The organism is Hydrosulfovibrio ferrireducens (assembly GCF_046883345.1).
GTDB classification, from domain to species: Bacteria; Desulfobacterota; Desulfobulbia; order Desulfobulbales; family Desulfurivibrionaceae; genus Thiovibrio; species Thiovibrio ferrireducens.
Genome location: NZ_JALKCW010000024.1, coordinates 1 through 16,777, shown reverse-complemented (window position 1 = coordinate 16,777; position 16,777 = coordinate 1). Strand labels below are relative to the sequence as shown.

Here is a 16,777-nt window from a genome sequence, read left to right as displayed (position 1 = left end):
GAAAACATGTCCCAGGATCTCCAATCCGACCGCATCTACGGCCACGCCCGCTACACCGCCCTCTACGATCTGGAATTGGGAGATTTCTCCGCGGACCTTCCCTTTTATCGCAAACACCTGCCAAAACAACCCTGCGCCATTCTGGAGCTGGGCTGCGGCACCGGGAGGGTCAGCCGGGCTCTGGCCGCGGACGGCCACCAACTGACCGGCATCGACCTCTCCTTCCCCATGCTTGCCGTTGCCGGCCGCGCCGCATCAACCGTTACGCCGCGCTACGCCTGCATGGACATGGCCGCCCTGGCCTTTCGCGCCGCCTTTGCGGCGGTCATTGCCCCGTACAACACCCTGAACCTGCTTACAAACCCCGAAACCTTGCGCTCCTGCCTGGACCAGGTCCGCCACCTTCTTGGCGAAGACGGCATCCTGCTGCTGCAACTCTATATCCCGGACCAAGACCTCCGCTCCCTGGCAGGCAAAAAACGCTTCCAGTTCCGGATCTTCGACTGCCAGGACGGCTCCAAGGTTATCAAGGAAATCCTGAAAAGCACCGCGCCGCACTCGGACGTAGTGGAAATCACGGAACGATACCGCCTGCGCTTCAGGAAAGAGTTGCCCAACGAAGACTGGGAGTATTCCTATCGCATTCTTGGCCACGATTTTGCGCGATGGCTGGAGATTTTCTCCGCGCAGGGTTTTCGCCTGGATGCGGCTTACGGCGACTACGATCTTGCCCCCTTTGTCCCCAAAGCGCATACCACCCTGCTGCTGGCCCTCAAAAAGGGCGCCTGTGGCCCCAAATAATTTATTTGCTATTCCAAAACCTTTTTGGTATCAAAAAATCAGTAGGTATTGTGCAGTATTTTTTAGCTCTGTTAAAAAGTCTACCGCACAAACCCGAGGATGGGTGTGCGGTGTTTTTGTTTAACATGCCGAAAATGCTGCGAGTTTCAAGTTAGGGTTCCAAGCAAGGAACGGAGGATTATCATGTTTGAAGGCACAGTGAAGTGGTTTAACGAAGCAAAGGGCTTTGGGTTTATCGCACAGGATAATGGCAAGGATGTTTTTGTGCATTACTCCGCAATCAACAAGACCGGTTTCAAAACATTACAGGAAGGTGAACGCGTCCGCTTCGATATTGTAGACGGCCAGAAAGGCCCTGCCGCGGCCAACGTGGAACCGCTATAACGTTCCACTCCAACATGTGACCACCCCAAGGGCTCTCGCGAAAGCGGGGGCCCTTTTTTTGTGATCCATCCGGGAATTTCCAGGGAAGAAGTATCTTTTTGCTGTGTTCTCTTTCTTCTTTTGCGTGCCCAAAAGAAGAAACAAGAAAAAGGCACCCCAACCAGTCCTGGCCCTGCGGGCTTCCCTTACTTCTCGCCGAGGGCGGGACGCGGAAAAACTCAGGTCTCGCCCTCAAACAGTTCCCGCGTCTTTTCCGCCCCCGTCTGCGAGGCGCGGCAGGACAAAATGGGGGGAAATCCCATTGGCACGCAGCCGAGCACCGGAGAGGCTGCCGGAATGTGATATCCGGCCCCCCTCTTCGCGCCTGGCTGGCTCCATCAACAAATTGGATATTATGGAGTCTGTTTCTTCGGAATATTCGATTTGACTTTAAGCCTGCGCTTCGCTAGGTTCTGGAGTTCACACGTTCCATCCCCCTTTCAAGGAGAGCTGTTTTGAAACGTATATTGCAACACATTTGAGCAATACTCCGGCGTAAGCCGGTCGGCCCGGTTCGGGCTGAACGATATTGCGGCTCTTCCTGCCTTTCGCACGGTCCAAGGCGTCAACACGGGTAGTCTCTCCTTGTTCGCTGACGTTGTCCGCCGCCGGTTGCAGAGAGCCGCGGCATTTCCGGAATGAGATTTTCCGGCAACGTACAGTGAAGGAGGAACTATGCACGCCCCCGTTTCCAATCCGTCCGCCCCGCGGACGGTCGGTTCTGTTCTGGTGGTCGGCGGCGGGGTGGCTGGCGTCCAGGCCAGCCTTGATCTCACCGAACTCGGATTCAAGGTCCATCTGGTCGAAAAGTCCGGCGCCATCGGCGGCGTCATGGCCCGGCTGGACAAGACCTTTCCCACCAACGACTGCTCCCTCTGCATCCTGGCGCCAAAGCTGGTGGAGGCGGGGCGCGATCCCAACATCGAGATCCTGACCCTGTCCGAACTCGTCGCTCTTACCGGCGAGCCGGGCAACTTCACGGCCACGGTCCGCAAGCAGCCCCGCTACATCGACGAGAATATCTGCACCGGCTGCGGCCAGTGCACCCTCTATTGCCTCAAGCAGATCGGCAACGATTTCAACGAGAATCTCGAGCACAGCCACGCGGCCCATATCGATTATGCCCAGGCCGTGCCCACCTCCTACCATATCGACGCCAAGGCATGCCTCAGACTCAACCATGATACCTGCGGCCTCTGCGCCTCTGTATGTCAAGCCAAGGCCATTCGCTTCGACGACACGGAAAAGGTGATCGACATTCCGGTGGGCGCGGTGATTCTGGCCCCCGGCTTCGGCCGGGTCAGCGACGAGGTCATGGTCCGCTACGGCCTGGGGCAATTCCAGGACGTGGTCACCGCCTTCGAACACGAGCGGCTGATGTGCGCCTCCGGCCCGACCGGCGGCGAGATTTTACGGATATCCGACCGCAAGCACCCCAAGAAGATAGCCTTTTTGCAGTGCATCGGCTCCCGCGATGAGAACTGCGGCAACAACTATTGCTCATCGGTCTGCTGCATGTACGCGATCAAGCAGGCCACGCTTGCCCGCGAGCATGACCCGGAATGCGAGATCACGCTTTTCTATATGGATGTGCGCACCCACGGCAAGGGCTTTGACGCGGCCCGTGAGCGGGCGGTGCGTGAGGGAAATTTCCGGGTGATCTACTCCCGGCCGCCACGGGTGGAGGATGTTTTCGGTGGAGGCCTGCTGCTCACCTGGGCCACCGAGGATGGCAAGCACCACAAGGAAAAATTCGACCTGGTGGTGCTCTCCCAGGGCTTGGAGGCGCCGGAGGGCGCGGAGGATTTGGCCAGGGCCGCCGGCATACATCTCAATGGATACCAGTTTGCGCAAATCGATACTTACACCCCGCTGGCCACCAGCCGGCCCGGTGTCTACGTGATCGGCGCCTTTCAGGGGCCAAAGGACATCCCGGATTCGGTGACCCAGGCGGGCGGGGCGGCTGCGCTCTGCGCGGGCCGGCTTGCCCCGGCGCGGGGCACGGCCACCATCAAGGCGAGCTTCCCCGAGGAGCGGGATATCGCGGGCGAGGAGGTGCGCATCGGCGTGTTTGTCTGCCATTGCGGCATCAACATCGGCGGAGTGGTCAAGGTGCCTTCCGTTGCCGAATATGCCAAAACCCTGCCCCATGTGGTCTATGCCACCGACAACCTCTATTCCTGTTCCCAGGATACCCAGCGGTTGCTGGTGGAAACCATCCACAAGCACCGACTCAACCGGCTGGTGGTGGCGGCCTGCACCCCGCGCACCCACGAGCCGCTCTTCCAGGCCACCCTGCGCGAGGCAGGGCTCAACCGCTCCCTTTTCGAGATGGCCAATATCCGGGACCAATGCTCCTGGGTGCACATGCACGAGCCCGAGGCGGCCACGGAAAAGGCCAAGGACGCAGTGCGCATGGCGGTGGCCAAGGCCGCGCACCTCACCGCCCTTGCCGAACAACAGTTGCCCGTAACCCCGTCCGCCCTGGTGGTAGGCGGAGGGCTGGCCGGAATGACCGCCGCCATGACCATCGCGGAGCAGGGCTTCGAGGTAACTCTGGTGGAGAGGGAAAAAAACCTGGGCGGCAGGGCCATGCTGCTCACGGCCGACCGTTTTGGCCTTGATCCGCGCAAGGCCGTGGCGGAGCTGGTCGCCAAGGTCAAGGCGCATCCGAAGATCACCGTGCATACCCAGGCGGCGGTGGTGGCGGTTTCGGGCTATGTGGGCAACTTCACCTCCACCCTGGACACCGGCAACGGCAGCGTGGTGGTCAACCACGGCGTCGCGGTGCTGGCCACCGGCGGCAGGCCCTACGAGCCGAAGCAGTATCATTACGGCGAATCTCCAAAAATCGTCACCCAATTGGAGCTGGAAAAGAAACTGGCGGGAAGCCGGCCGCTGGCCAAAAACGCCAATCAGGTGGTGATGATCCAGTGCGTGGGCTCGCGCGGCGAGGATCTTTCCTATTGCAGCCGGGTCTGCTGCGGCCAGGCGCTCAAGAACAGCCTGCGTCTCAAGAAACTCAGGCCGGAGCTGGGCATCACCGTGCTCTACCGGGACATGCGGGCCTACGGCTTTCTGGAGGACGATTACCGGGCCGCCCGCGAGGCCGGGGTGATCTTTGTCCGCTATCACGAAGAAAAGAAACCCGAAGTGAGCGTTGGCAAGTCCGGCGCGGTGACGGTGCGCTACCACGACCCGCTGCTCTCAGACGATGTCGAGCTTGCCGCCGATCTGCTGGCGCTCTCGGTGGGCATCGTGCCGGAAGACCCCACCCAATTGGCCCGGATGCTCAAAGTGCCGGTCACCGCCGACAAGTTCTTTCTCGAAGCACACGTGAAACTCCAGCCGGTGGACCTGCCCGTGGATGGCACCTACGTCTGCGGCTTGGCCCATTCGCCACGCTCCATGGACGAGACCATCGCCCAGGCCCAGGCGGCTGCCGGACGCGCCTGCCAGCCATTGGCGCGCGGCGCCATAACGCCTGCGCCCATCGTCTCGAAAGTCGATCCGGAGTTGTGCATCGGCTGCGGGGCCTGCGAGTCCTTCTGCCCCTACAAGGCCATCGAGATATACAAGGAAAACAAGGGGCGGAAGGCACGCACCCTCACCGCCTCCTGCAAGGGATGCGGGGTCTGCGCGGCCCGCTGCCCCACCATGGCCATCGACATGGGCCGCTTTACCCTGAACGGCATCATGGCCCAGATCCAAGCCTTTGGCGAAGCATACGGAGAACACCATGCCTGAACAATACAGCCCCAAGATCCTCGGTTTTCTTTGCAACTGGTGCTGCTACACCGCCGCCGACTCGGCCGGGGTCGGTCGCTACCAGTACCCACCCAACCTGCGGGTCATCCGCATGATGTGCACCGGCCGGCTCGACCCCTCCTTTCCCCTGGAAGGATTGGCGCATGGCGCGGACGGCATCTTTGTCGGCGGTTGCCATCCCGGCGAGTGCCACTACATCGACGGCAACTACCACGCCCTGGTCTCGGCCTCCCTGGTCCATGCGATGCTGGGCAAGCTCGGCATCGAAAAGGAACGTTTCCTGATCGATTGGGCCTCGGCGGCCGAAGGACCGAACTTCGTGAAGATCATCACCGCTTTTACCAAAAAAATCAGCGCCTTGGGGCCGTTGGGCCAGGCCGAGGGCCGGGATCAGGCCGAACTGCAGCGAAACCTGGCTGCCGCCGCCGAGGCGGCGCGGGGCCGGAAGCTCCGCACCGGACTGATCAACGCCGGAAGGGAGATGATGAAGACCGGCGATTTTTCGAGAACGGCCATTGCCGGGCTGGTGCATGACAAATGCGACAAGTCTCTGAGCGAGCTGTTTGTTTGAAACTACCGTCAGTTCAACCCACACAAGGAGGAGTAACATGCTTGAAGTAACGGAATCAGCGATCATCAATCTCAAGGAACATCTGACAAAAAACAATCTCGATTCTGCCATCCGGGTGGTCATGCGGAACAGTTGCGCCGGGCTAAGCCTGGGGCTTGGGTTGGACGAAAAAAAGGACTCGGACAAGGTGTTTGAGGAGGGTGGCATCACCTTTCTCGTGGATAGCGGAATGTTCGCCACCACCGGCACCATCAAGGTCGATTTCGTCAAATCAAGTTCGGGCTGCGGTTGCAGCGGGGGCGGAGGTTTTGCCGTGAGTTCGGAAAAAAAACTGGGCGGTGGCGGCTGCGGTGGCGGTTCCTGCTCCACCGGCTCCTGCGGCTGCTGAACAGGGAGGTTTGTCATGAAAAAAAATCCGAACGAACCGCCAAGCTGTTCCTGTTCCTGCGGATATCCGTCCGGCAAGTGGTTGCCGTATGTCATCGCGGCCGCGGTGGCCGGCTTTCTGGTTGTCAGGTTTCTGCTGTAGCCACAGTAACCATACTCTGAAGCGCCATTCGCCGGGGGGAGACTCCGGCGAATGGCGCTTCCATGAACACAATAAAAACATTGAGGATCTATTCCATGGCAACCGAGTTTGAAATCAAGCCCTACCCCGAGCTGTGGGCCAGCCTCGACATGGACGTGCCCCGCTTCGACAAGGCCCGCCTGATGCTGGGCGAGGCGTACGCGAAAACCTATCTCTCCCAGAAGAAGCGGCCAGTCGGCATGGCCTATTTCGATAACATGATCGCCGAGATCCACGGCGGCCGCATCAAGGAGCTGCTGGCGGCCAAGGCGGAAGGCCGTCCGGTGATCGGCACCTTCTGCGTCTACATCCCCGAGGAGATCGTGCTGGCGGCGGGCGGGATCTGTGTCGGCTTATGCGGCGGCTCCCAGGGCTCGGTGCCGGACGCGGAAAAAATCCTGCCGCGCAATATCTGCCCCATGGTCAAATCCGCCTTCGGCTTCAAGGCGGGGAGGATCTGCCCCTATTTCCAGGCGGTGGATTTTGTCTACGGCGAGACCACCTGCGACGCCAAGAAAAAGACCTGGGAGATCCTCGACACCATGGTGCCCACCTATGTCATGGAGATTCCCCAACTGAAAAGGCAGCGGGATCTCGATCTCTGGCTGGCCGAGGTCAAGGATTTCAAGACCAAGGTGGAGGAAGTGGCGGGCAAGACCATTACGGAAACGGATCTGGCCGCCGCCGTCAAGATCATGAACAACAAGCGCAAGGCGCTCCAGCGCCTCAACTCCCTGCGCCATCACAACCCCGCGCCGATCTCCGGCAAGGACGGCCTGCTCATCGAGCAGATCGCCTTCTACGACGAGCCGGTGCGCTTTACAAAAAAGGTCAACGCGCTCTGCGACGAGCTGGAGGAACGGATCAAGGCCGGGGTGGCGGTGCCAACGAAAAACGCCATCCGGGTGATGGTGGCCGGAACCCCCATGGCCCTGCCCAACTGGAAAATCCACAATCTGGTGGAGGGGGCGGGCGCGGTGATCGTCAACGAGGAGTCGTGCATCGGCACCCGTTATTTCAAGGATCTTATCGACGAGAACGCCACCACCATGGACAATATGCTCGTGGCACTCACCGACCGTTACAAGGAGATCGACTGCTCCTGCTTCACCCCCAATGACGAGCGAATCACCCAGGTGATCAAGGAGTTCCGTGACTCCAAGGCTCAGGGCATCATCAACTACTCCCTCCAGTTTTGCCACACCTACAATATCGAGGAAATCCGCATCCGCCAAGCGTGTGAGCGGGAGAAAATCCCCTACCTGTTCATCGAATCGGATTATTCCGCCGAGGATGTCGGCCAGCTCCAGACCAGGATCGAGGCCTTCCTTGAGCAGATCGGGGAGTAACCATGTACATCGGAGTTGATCTGGGCTCCCGAACCGTCAAGATGGCGGTCTGGGACGGGGAGCGACTGGTTGAGCACCGGATCGAGCCGTCGGGCTTCGAGCCGCACCGGCAGGCGGAGAAGATGATCGCCGACTACCGCGCCAAGGTCGTGGTGGCCACCGGCTACGGCAGGCATCTGGCTGCCGAGCATTTCGCCGATGCGGTGATCACCGAGATCAAGGCGCACGCCCGCGGCATCTTCCATGAGTTTCCCGGCTGCGCCACCATTGTTGATGTGGGCGGCCAGGACTCCAAGGTGATCAGCCTGGATGCGGCAGGCCGGGTAAGCAATTTCCAGATGAACGACAAATGCGCCGCGGGCACCGGGCGGTTTCTGGAGATCATGGCCGCGTCCCTGGCCTATACCCTGGAGGAGTTCGGTGCGGCGGCGCTTGCTACCGACCGGGAGGTGCAGATCAACTCCATGTGCACGGTCTTTGCCGAGTCCGAGGTGATCTCCATGAAGAACCGGGGTATTGCCCGGGAAGAAATCGCCAGGGCCGTGCACTCCTCGGTGGCCGACCGTCTGGCCGGGATGCTGGCCCGGCTCGGGCATGGCGGGGCAGTCGCTTTTTCCGGCGGGGTGGCGCGAAACCCCTGCATGGTGGAGCTGCTCGAAAAAAGATTGCCAAGGGTGCGGGTGCGGGTGCCGGAGCTGCCCGACATCACCGGCGCCCTGGGTGCGGCCCTGCACGGGGCAGGGATGTGAGCATGGAAAAGATTCTCTTGGAGATTCATCAAACCCGGAGGTTTGCCAAACGGCTGGTGGCCATGGCCAAGGCCGGCAAAAATGAGCGCATCGTGGCCGAACGGGCACAAAGGATTATCGCCGATCTGCAAACCAATCCCCTGCACGAGGAAGCGGAATGCAAACGCACCCGCCATGGCGAGCTACGCCTCAATGATTGCCGCAAATACGATCTTTCCTGCGGATTCCGGCTCATCGCCCTGAAGAGGGAGAGGCGGCTGATCTTTGCCTACATCGGCAGCCACGACGACTGCCAGCGCTGGATTGAAAACAACCGGGACTATCAGGACGAAATCGACTCCATGCCCGTGCCTCCGGCAGGAGCGGAAAATCATCTCCAACCGGAACCGTTCGCCGAGGCAAAACCGGCGCCGGATGCGCCGGAAAAAGATGAATACGAAGAACAGTTGATGGCAAAAATCGATGAACGGCTGTTACGCGAAATCTTTGCGGGGCTCTATAAAAATGATGGAGCCCGGCAAGGGTGAGGAGCGACTCGTTGACGCCGAAGAAATGCACATTCTAACCTGACGCCATCTTTTCCCAAATTCCCGCCGAACCTTCCAGCTCCCGCCGCGCTCCTCTTTTTCCCGTAAAACCATCTCCCTGTTTGCACTGAACCGCTTTCCCCTATACAATACAAAAAAGCCTCCCGGCTTCCTCCATCGCAGGAGAAGACTGAAAAACCCGATCCACCCAGGTTCTGCGCCATGTTCGATTTTTCAGAACACATAAAATTCATCATCTCCCTCTTGGCCATCGTCAACCCCATCGGCGCCATTCCCATCTATATCAGCCTCACCGACGGCTACAGTCTGGAAGACCGAGCCAGAATCGTCCGGATCACTCCGGTGGCCGTGGTGGCCATTCTCCTGACCACCTTGGTCAGCGGCGAGTTCATCCTCCGTTTTTTCGGGATTTCCATCGGCTCCTTCCGGGTGGGCGGCGGTATCCTCCTTCTGCTCATGGCCATCTCCATGCTCCAGGCCAGGACCAGCCGCGCCGCGCACACCAGCGACGAGGCCGAGGAGACTTCAGACCGCGAAACCATCGCCGTGGTGCCCCTGGCCATCCCCCTGCTCTCCGGGCCGGGCGCCATCAGCACGGTTATCGTTTACGCCTACAAGGCAAAAGGACCTTTGGCCTATCTGATTACCAGCGCGGGCATTCTCCTCATCGGCTTGGCAATTTATCTTTCCCTGCTGGCCGCACCCCACATCGCCAAAAAACTCGGCAAAACCGGGATCAATATCATCACCCGGATCATGGGGCTTATTTTGGCGGCCATATCCGTGGAGTTCATCACCACCGGGTTGAAGAACATCTTCCAGACCCTGACCTGATCCTTAAGCCTCCCCCGGGCCCGGCGCCAGTCGAGCCCGGTACTTTTCCCCCATGACCGACCCGGCTCTTTCCGCGACAAAGGAAAGCCCCCCGGCCACAACCAGGAGAAACACGTTCATGAAAGTCATTACCGCGATGAACGGCCTTGTTTCCTCGGATGTCGCGGCGCTCTATGCCCTGCGCTACGCCGCGCTCTTTGACTACACCCTCTGCCTGCTCCATGTGCTCAACCCCGCCGACCGAAGGGAGGAGGTGGAACTGAGCATGGCAGAGGCCGAGGAGGCGGCCACCCATTACCGGGTCAAGACCGAACGGGTTTTCCTGACCGGGGAACCGACCCACGCCATCCGGGAATATCTTGCCGCAAACAGAACCGACACCCTCTTCTGCAGCACCAGAATTAGAACGAAAAAACGGTTTTTCCAGAACTCGCTCAGCGAAAAGTTGAGCCGGTTGTCCCTGCCCGCCAATCTGGCCGTGGTCCGGGTCGCCCATGTGAACGCGGTTTTCGTCACCGAAAACATCCTGCTCCCCATCCGGGAGGACCGGCTCTCCGCCCAGAAATTCGCCTTTTTCAGCTCCCTGGCCAAGGCCTTTGGCGCGGCAACGGAGATCTACAGCATTCACCCCACGGACAGGCGCGGGCTGGCCACCATGGATACCCGCACCGCCAAGATGCTGTTCCAGAAGATCAACACCCGGTTGAGCCACTATGTCAATACCATGAAGCTCCTGGATATTCCCCTGACCATCAAACATGCCCTGACCGGCAGGGAGATCGACCAAATCCTCCACCATCTGGCCCGCCATGATTTCCAGCTCATGATCATCGGCGGCCGGAGGGGTTCCCCGTTTCCCGGATTTTTCCGAGAAAACCCCATGGAACGGCTCTTTTGGCACACGCCGGTCAACACCATCGCCTTCTACGCCAGGGACAGAGAATGATGCAGCTCTTCGCCCTCAACCAAAAGGAGCTCTTCCTCCGCCTGAAAACCTCGGAAAACGGCCTCTCCTCCGACCAGGTGGCGCGGCGGCTCGTGGAATTCGGCGCCAATGAACTGGCAACCGCGGCGAAAAAAAATTATCTCCTTGCCTATCTGGTCCAGTACATCCATTTTTTCGCCATTGTCCTGGAGGTGGCCGCCATCCTCTCCTTTGTCGCCGATCATTATGCCCCCAACGAGGGCAGCGATATCCTGGGCTATGCCATCCTCGCTGCGGTGATCATCAACGCCACCTTCACCTTCTGGCAGGAATACCGGGCGGACAAGGCCATGGAGGAGTTGCTCAAGCTGATGCCCACCAAGGTTTCCCTGCGCCGGGAGGGCAAGATCGTTGCAGCCATGGCGCACGAGATTGTCCCCGGCGACATCATGCTTCTGGAAGAAGGGGACAAGGTCGCGGCGGACGGGATTCTCCTGGAGGCAACCTCGCTCTTTCTCAACCTCTCCTCCCTCAACGGCGAATCAGCCCCGGTGGCGCGAGATCTCCTGCCGGGCGAGGCAAAACGGGCGTTGGACGCCAAAAACATGGTCTTTGCCGGGACCACCGTTCTTTCCGGCAGCGGGGTCGCGGTGACCAGCGCCACGGGCAATGCCACGGAATTCGGCAAGATCGCCAGCCTCACCAAAAACGTGCGCAAGGCCATCACCCCCATGCAGCGGGAGATCATCCACATCACCCGCACCTTTACGATTATTGCCCTGGGCATGGGCTGCGTCTTTTTCGCCCTGGGCCTGTTCTCCGGCAAGGGGATCATGACCGCCTCGATCTTCGCCCTTGCCCTCATTGTCGCCAACGTGCCGGAAGGATTGCTGCCGACCATCAGCCTGTCGCTCTCCTTGGCCAGCCAGCGCATGGCCCGGCGCAATGCCTTGATCAAAAACCTCGACTCGGTGGAGACGCTGGGCAGCGTCACGGTCATCTGCACGGACAAAACCGGCACCCTGACCAAAAACGAGATGACCCTCAAGCTGCTCTGGCTTGCGGGCGGTGAGGAGATCAGCATTTCAGGAGAAGGGTACCGCGAGCCGGGCGAATTTTCCTTTGACCAGCAGAATGAAAGCAGCGAGAACCGCCTCGTTGCCATGTTCATCGCAGGACTGCTCAACTGCCGGGCCAGCATCGACGAGGAGAGCCTGCGCGGCGACCCGACCGAGCTGGCCATTGTCGCAGCCGGTCGCAAAAAGGGGATTACAGCTCCGGAGATGAAAAAAGTGCAGGAAATCATCTTCACCAGCGAGCGCAAGATGATGTCCTCCGTGTATCAGGAGGGAGAGACAACCTGGCTCTTTGCCAAGGGCGCGGTGGAGACACTGCTCCCCAAATGCACAACCTTCCTGGCCAGTGACGGCACGGAGCACCCCCTCACCGAGGCGGACCGGCAGGCAGCCCTGACCCGGGCCGACACTTTCGAAAACCAGGCCTTTCGCGTCCTGCTCATTGCTCGCGGCAAAAAAGCGGCAGAAGAGGACCTGACCCTGCTGGGGCTCATTGCCATCATGGATTTGCCGCGCCATGGCGTGTCCGAAGCCGTGGCCTCCTGCAAAACCGCCGGCATACGGACCATGATGATTACCGGCGACAACCCGCGCACCGCCGCAGCCATTGCCAACCAGATCGGCTTGACCCACGACCGGGTTATCACCGGCCCGGAGCTGGAAGAGATGAGGGATGAGCAACTGGAGGAAATCCTGGCTAAAGAAACCGTCCTCTTTGCCCGCATGGCCAGCAGCCAGAAACTGCGCATCGCCACGGCCCTGCAAAATGCAGGCGAGGTGGTGGCCATGACCGGCGACGGGGTCAACGATGCGCCTGCCCTCAAAAAAGCGGACATCGGCATCGCCATGGGGATCTCCGGCTCCGAGGTCGCCAAGGAGGCGGCGGACATGGTACTGCTCGATGACAACTTCTCCTCCATCGTCATCGCCATCGAGGAAGGGAGGACCGTCTATTTCAACGTCAAGAAGTTCGTCACCTATGTGCTCGCCTCCAACGCGCCGGAGATCGTGCCCTACATCCTGCAGTTCTTCCTAAAAATCCCCCTGCCGCTCTCGGTGATCCAGATCCTCTCCATCGATCTCGGCACGGACATCCTCCCGGGCGTGGCGCTGGGCAGCGAAAGGCCCGAAAAAAACATCATGAACCGGCCGCCGGTGAGCAGGAAAGAAAAGATCCTCGATCGGGAAGTTTTTCTGCGGGGCTATCTTTTATTAGGTGTTATCGAGGCAATGGCGGCCATGATCGCCTTTGCCTTCTTCCTGCAGCAGCATGGCTGGCAATACGGGACCGTGGTTCTTGCCGATCCGTTACTGCACCGGCAGGCCATGACCATGACCCTGCTGGGCGCCGTCACCTGCCAGATCTTCAATGGCTGGACCATGCGGAGCTGGGAATTTTCCGCCTTCAGCCTCGGGTTTTTCTCCAACCGCCTGATGCTCTGGGCCATGGCGACCGAGCTGATTTGGGTCTGGGCTCTGCTCAATGTGGCCCCGGTGCAAAAGGTCTTCAACACCGCCCATGTCCCGCTCTCTGACCTCTGGATATTGCTGCCCTTTCCCGTGCTCCTTCTCCTGAGCCATGAAGGGTACAAATGGCTGCGCCGCCGCAAAAACAGCCAGGCAACCGCCCTGCCGGACGGCGGTTGAGCCTCTTGCAGACGCCTATGCCATTAGGCCCTGCTCATTTTTTTTCTTCGTAACCTTTTTGAAACATGCTACCATTGCCGAGATAACATAATCGGCTCGCCCGCCCATGCCTTTTCCCATCAATTGCAACGGAGCGCACACTTGACCACCATTGATTTCAACGCCCAGCGCCTTGATCACGCCAAGCAGATCGTCAGCAAGATCAAGCTGCCGGCCCAGCCCACCATCGTCATCGAGATCAACAAGGAAATGCGCACCGAGCATCCCGATTTTCCGCGCATCGCCAATCTGGTGACCCAGGACGCCTCGATAAGCGCCAAGGTCATCAACGTCATCAACTCCCCGTTTTTCGGCCTGGCCAACAAGTGCGAATCCATTGTCAAGGCCCTCACCTACATGGGGCTGGAAAACTTCCGCAAGGTGGTTCTCACCGCCTGCCTGCAGGATGCCTTGGGCGGCGGCACCGCAACGGATAAAATCTTCTGGGATCATTCCCTGCACACCGCCGTGGCGGCGGAATCCCTGGCCAAAACCATGCGCGGCATCCTGACCGCCGAGGACATCACCCCGGACATGGCCTACATGGCCGGGTTGTTCCACGACTGCGCCATCCCGATGCTGCTCAAACGCACGCCGCCATACCAGGCCTTCACCCATGCCGCCCTCAGCCACAAGCGCGACATTATCCAGGAGGAAGATGCGCTGGTCGGTTCGGACCATTGCGTGGTGGGGGGGCTGCTGGCCAAGACCTGGTCGCTGCCCGAGGCGGTATGCAAGACCATCATCCACCACCACACCTCCAACCTCGCCGGGCAAGGAGCAGTGCCGGACAAGCTCATCGCCCTGATCAAGGTCGCCGACTTCATCGCCTACACCTTTGGCTATTCCATCGGCTTGATGGATCGAATCATCGACAACGAATGGGATCCGGAGGAATGGAGCGAACTCAACGAGGGGGTGCTGCAGGAACTGCATCTGGGGCCGGACGACCTCATCGACATGAAGGATAATATCTTCGAGCAACTCTGCGCTCAGTGATCCCCGAGCGGGGCTTTACGGCCTCATCCACACCCCTGTGCGAGGGGCGACTGGGTGGAGCGCAGCAACTCCTCGCCGATATATTCTTGAAAGACGAAACCTGGCAACCTTTGCATGCAGACGATCAAGGACAGCGATGATCACACGATCGTCAATCTTGTTGATGTTGCTGATAGGCCCCAACCATTTGACACTCTCCGTCAACTGCGCTATTTTATGCAAACGATGGTTCCGGTTGGGCCGCAGTCCTGATAACCGCCACCGGGCGCCAAGGTTGCTGCGGAAGCCTCACGGCCCCATCTCTTCTCCACAAAAGCTTTCCAGTACCCCTGTTTGTTGATGTAGTCGAACTTCATCGTCGACACCAGTGACCACGCTGCCTGCATCCCGTTCTTCGCTTGGGCCGTCACCAGTAACGCCCGGGCCTTGTCCAGTAGTCGCCCCAACTTGACCAGCCGCTACCGCAGCACCACCTTGCCTGTTCCTCTGTACTGCTCGGTTCAATCCACGAGAGACAATCGGGTGCCGATCTTGTTTTTGAGCAGACCCGCCAGTTCATCCCCACGGGTGTGGGGAACATCCCTTCAATATTTGTCCAAATAGTTACCTCGACGGTTCATCCCCACGGGTGTGGGGAACATTTGTGCGGTTAATGCTTTCATGGTCGTTTCTCCGGTTCATCCCCACGGGTGTGGGGAACATCTCGACGAAAACCAACGCAACAGCGTCCTGGTCGGTTCATCCCCACGGGTGTGGGGAACATAGTTGATGACCACGTTGTTATTCGCGTAATGGCGGTTCATCCCCACGGGTGTGGGGAACATTCCGAGCAATCGTCGTGTCGTATCCATGTTTACGGTTCATCCCCACGGGTGTGGGGAACATTACCCCCCCAGGTAGCGGAATCGGACGGTAACAGGTTCATCCCCACGGGTGTGGGGAACATTCCCTGTAAATATCGAAGAGCCCAAACAGGATCGGTTCATCCCCACGGGTGTGGGGAACATCGATATCGCTCCTCACCAACAAAGAAAACGGCCGGTTCATCCCCACGGGTGTGGGGAACATACAATAACCGCTACCAGATACCTCCACCATGGCGGTTCATCCCCACGGGTGTGGGGAACATGGTGTGCGGCTTCTTTGATGTATCAAGTGTCTCGGTTCATCCCCACGGGTGTGGGGAACATTTCCCATAATAATATTCCTTGGCGCAAGAACTCGGTTCATCCCCACGGGTGTGGGGAACATGAGAACCGGACGGATAGAACGATTCATACTGGCGGTTCATCCCCACGGGTGTGGGGAACATGAGAGCATCGCATGGCCAACGCCCGGTTCCGTAGGTTCATCCCCACGGGTGTGGGGAACATGTCTATCAGCGTAACCGGCATCAACCCCATAACGGTTCATCCCCACGGGTGTGGGGAACATCCGTCAGTGTTAAGGCTTCCAGCTACATCCCCCGGTTCATCCCCACGGGTGTGGGGAACATTAACCACAAGTAAGTATGGCACGTCAGAAATTCGGTTCATCCCCACGGGTGTGGGGAACATGGTCATCTTCAACGAGATCACCACCGGCGCCCAGGTTCATCCCCACGGGTGTGGGGAACATTGTTCCCGGTGTATCTGTTGGTCCGTGGCAAACGGTTCATCCCCACGGGTGTGGGGAACATGTCAATTGAGGCTAACCGCGATATTCAGCTATCGGTTCATCCCCACGGGTGTGGGGAACATACGGTTCCGCTGTCGTAATCCTCTATAGTGATCGGTTCATCCCCACGGGTGTGGGGAACATATTTCTTCCCCAAACTCACTTACCGATATTTGCGGTTCATCCCCACGGGTGTGGGGAACATGCCTTGGCGTTAAGTGTTACCAAGCCCCCCCGCGGTTCATCCCCACGGGTGTGGGGAACATGATACGCCCACACAAGCATGGATTTCTCCAGGCGGTTCATCCCCACGGGTGTGGGGAACATTGATATATCTGGCATTTTTCCCGTGACAATGCCGGTTCATCCCCACGGGTGTGGGGAACATTGTACTGCTGGAGATAGATATCATCAACCATAGCGGTTCATCCCCACGGGTGTGGGGAACATTGCTAATTGGTGGTTTGAGCTAGAAACTGAGCCGGTTCATCCCCACGGGTGTGGGGAACATCCTTCGACCTTGTGGCCCTTTTCGCGCATGTCCGGTTCATCCCCACGGGTGTGGGGAACATATGGCTCAAGCCTCCCTCCGATCCCCTGGCGTCGGTTCATCCCCACGGGTGTGGGGAACATATCATTGAAGGTCCGCGCCCCCATCCTGGTCCCGGTTCATCCCCACGGGTGTGGGGAACATCGCTCCACCCGATGCCCCAACTCCGCAGAGAGCGGTTCATCCCCACGGGTGTGGGGAACATGCTTTCTCCAGGCGGTCATACCCTTGCTGCACCGGTTCATCCCCACGGGTGTGGGGAACATCTTAGAGT

Annotated in this window: 13 protein-coding genes and 1 CRISPR repeat array; all 13 genes read left to right on the top strand. The window is 59.3% G+C overall.

Going from position 1 to position 16,777, the window contains the following annotated elements; genetic code table 11:
- The first annotated feature begins 6 nt into the window (after positions 1 to 6).
- Positions 7 to 801 carry a class I SAM-dependent methyltransferase gene (locus MWR57_RS12015; protein ID WP_423125063.1) on the top strand — a complete coding sequence of 265 codons (795 nt, stop codon included), beginning with the start codon at positions 7 to 9 and terminating at the stop codon, positions 799 to 801.
- 183 nt (positions 802 to 984) lie between these two features.
- Positions 985 to 1,185: a cold-shock protein gene (locus tag MWR57_RS12010; RefSeq protein WP_423125062.1), complete on the top strand. Its 201-nt coding sequence runs from the start codon at positions 985 to 987 to the stop codon at positions 1,183 to 1,185.
- A 714-nt stretch (positions 1,186 to 1,899) separates the two neighbouring features.
- Positions 1,900 to 4,971: an FAD-dependent oxidoreductase gene (locus tag MWR57_RS12005; protein WP_423125061.1), complete on the top strand. Its 3,072-nt coding sequence runs from the start codon at positions 1,900 to 1,902 to the stop codon at positions 4,969 to 4,971.
- Positions 4,964 to 5,563: a hydrogenase iron-sulfur subunit gene (locus MWR57_RS12000; RefSeq protein ID WP_423125060.1), complete on the top strand. Its 600-nt coding sequence runs from the start codon at positions 4,964 to 4,966 to the stop codon at positions 5,561 to 5,563. Before MWR57_RS12005 ends, MWR57_RS12000 begins: the two co-directional genes overlap by 8 nt.
- 37 nt (positions 5,564 to 5,600) lie before the next feature.
- The gene (locus MWR57_RS11995) at positions 5,601 to 5,951 is read left to right on the top strand and encodes an IscA/HesB family protein (protein ID WP_423125059.1); all 351 of its coding nucleotides are present in this window, start codon (positions 5,601 to 5,603) and stop codon (positions 5,949 to 5,951) included.
- A 15-nt stretch (positions 5,952 to 5,966) separates the two neighbouring features.
- Complete coding sequence (locus MWR57_RS11990) at positions 5,967 to 6,092, top strand: hypothetical protein (protein ID WP_423125058.1); 126 nt, start codon at positions 5,967 to 5,969, stop codon at positions 6,090 to 6,092.
- A gap of 95 nt (positions 6,093 to 6,187) precedes the next feature.
- A complete protein-coding gene (locus MWR57_RS11985) occupies positions 6,188 to 7,480 on the top strand; it encodes a double-cubane-cluster-containing anaerobic reductase (RefSeq protein WP_423125057.1) in 1,293 nt (430 codons plus the stop codon).
- Between the two features lie 2 nt (positions 7,481 to 7,482).
- The gene (locus MWR57_RS11980) at positions 7,483 to 8,229 is read left to right on the top strand and encodes an acyl-CoA dehydratase activase (RefSeq protein WP_423125056.1); all 747 of its coding nucleotides are present in this window, start codon (positions 7,483 to 7,485) and stop codon (positions 8,227 to 8,229) included.
- Between the two features lie 2 nt (positions 8,230 to 8,231).
- On the top strand, positions 8,232 to 8,756 hold the full coding sequence (locus MWR57_RS11975; protein WP_423125055.1) for a hypothetical protein: 525 nt from the start codon (positions 8,232 to 8,234) through the stop codon (positions 8,754 to 8,756).
- 222 nt (positions 8,757 to 8,978) lie between these two features.
- Positions 8,979 to 9,611 carry a YchE family NAAT transporter gene (locus MWR57_RS11970; protein ID WP_423125054.1) on the top strand — a complete coding sequence of 211 codons (633 nt, stop codon included), beginning with the start codon at positions 8,979 to 8,981 and terminating at the stop codon, positions 9,609 to 9,611.
- A gap of 118 nt (positions 9,612 to 9,729) precedes the next feature.
- Entirely contained in the window at positions 9,730 to 10,557 is an 828-nt protein-coding gene (locus tag MWR57_RS11965) for a universal stress protein (protein WP_423125053.1), read from the top strand.
- Positions 10,554 to 13,259 (top strand): cation-translocating P-type ATPase, encoded by a 2,706-nt coding sequence (locus tag MWR57_RS11960; RefSeq protein ID WP_423125052.1) that lies wholly within the window; start codon positions 10,554 to 10,556, stop codon positions 13,257 to 13,259. Before MWR57_RS11965 ends, MWR57_RS11960 begins: the two co-directional genes overlap by 4 nt.
- Positions 13,260 to 13,400: 141 nt before the next feature.
- The gene (locus MWR57_RS11955; protein WP_423125051.1) at positions 13,401 to 14,297 is read left to right on the top strand and encodes an HDOD domain-containing protein; all 897 of its coding nucleotides are present in this window, start codon (positions 13,401 to 13,403) and stop codon (positions 14,295 to 14,297) included.
- Between the two features lie 551 nt (positions 14,298 to 14,848).
- Positions 14,849 to 16,769: a CRISPR direct-repeat array (repeat unit 29 nt; unit sequence CGGTTCATCCCCACGGGTGTGGGGAACAT).
- Between the last annotated feature and the right edge of the window lie 8 nt (positions 16,770 to 16,777).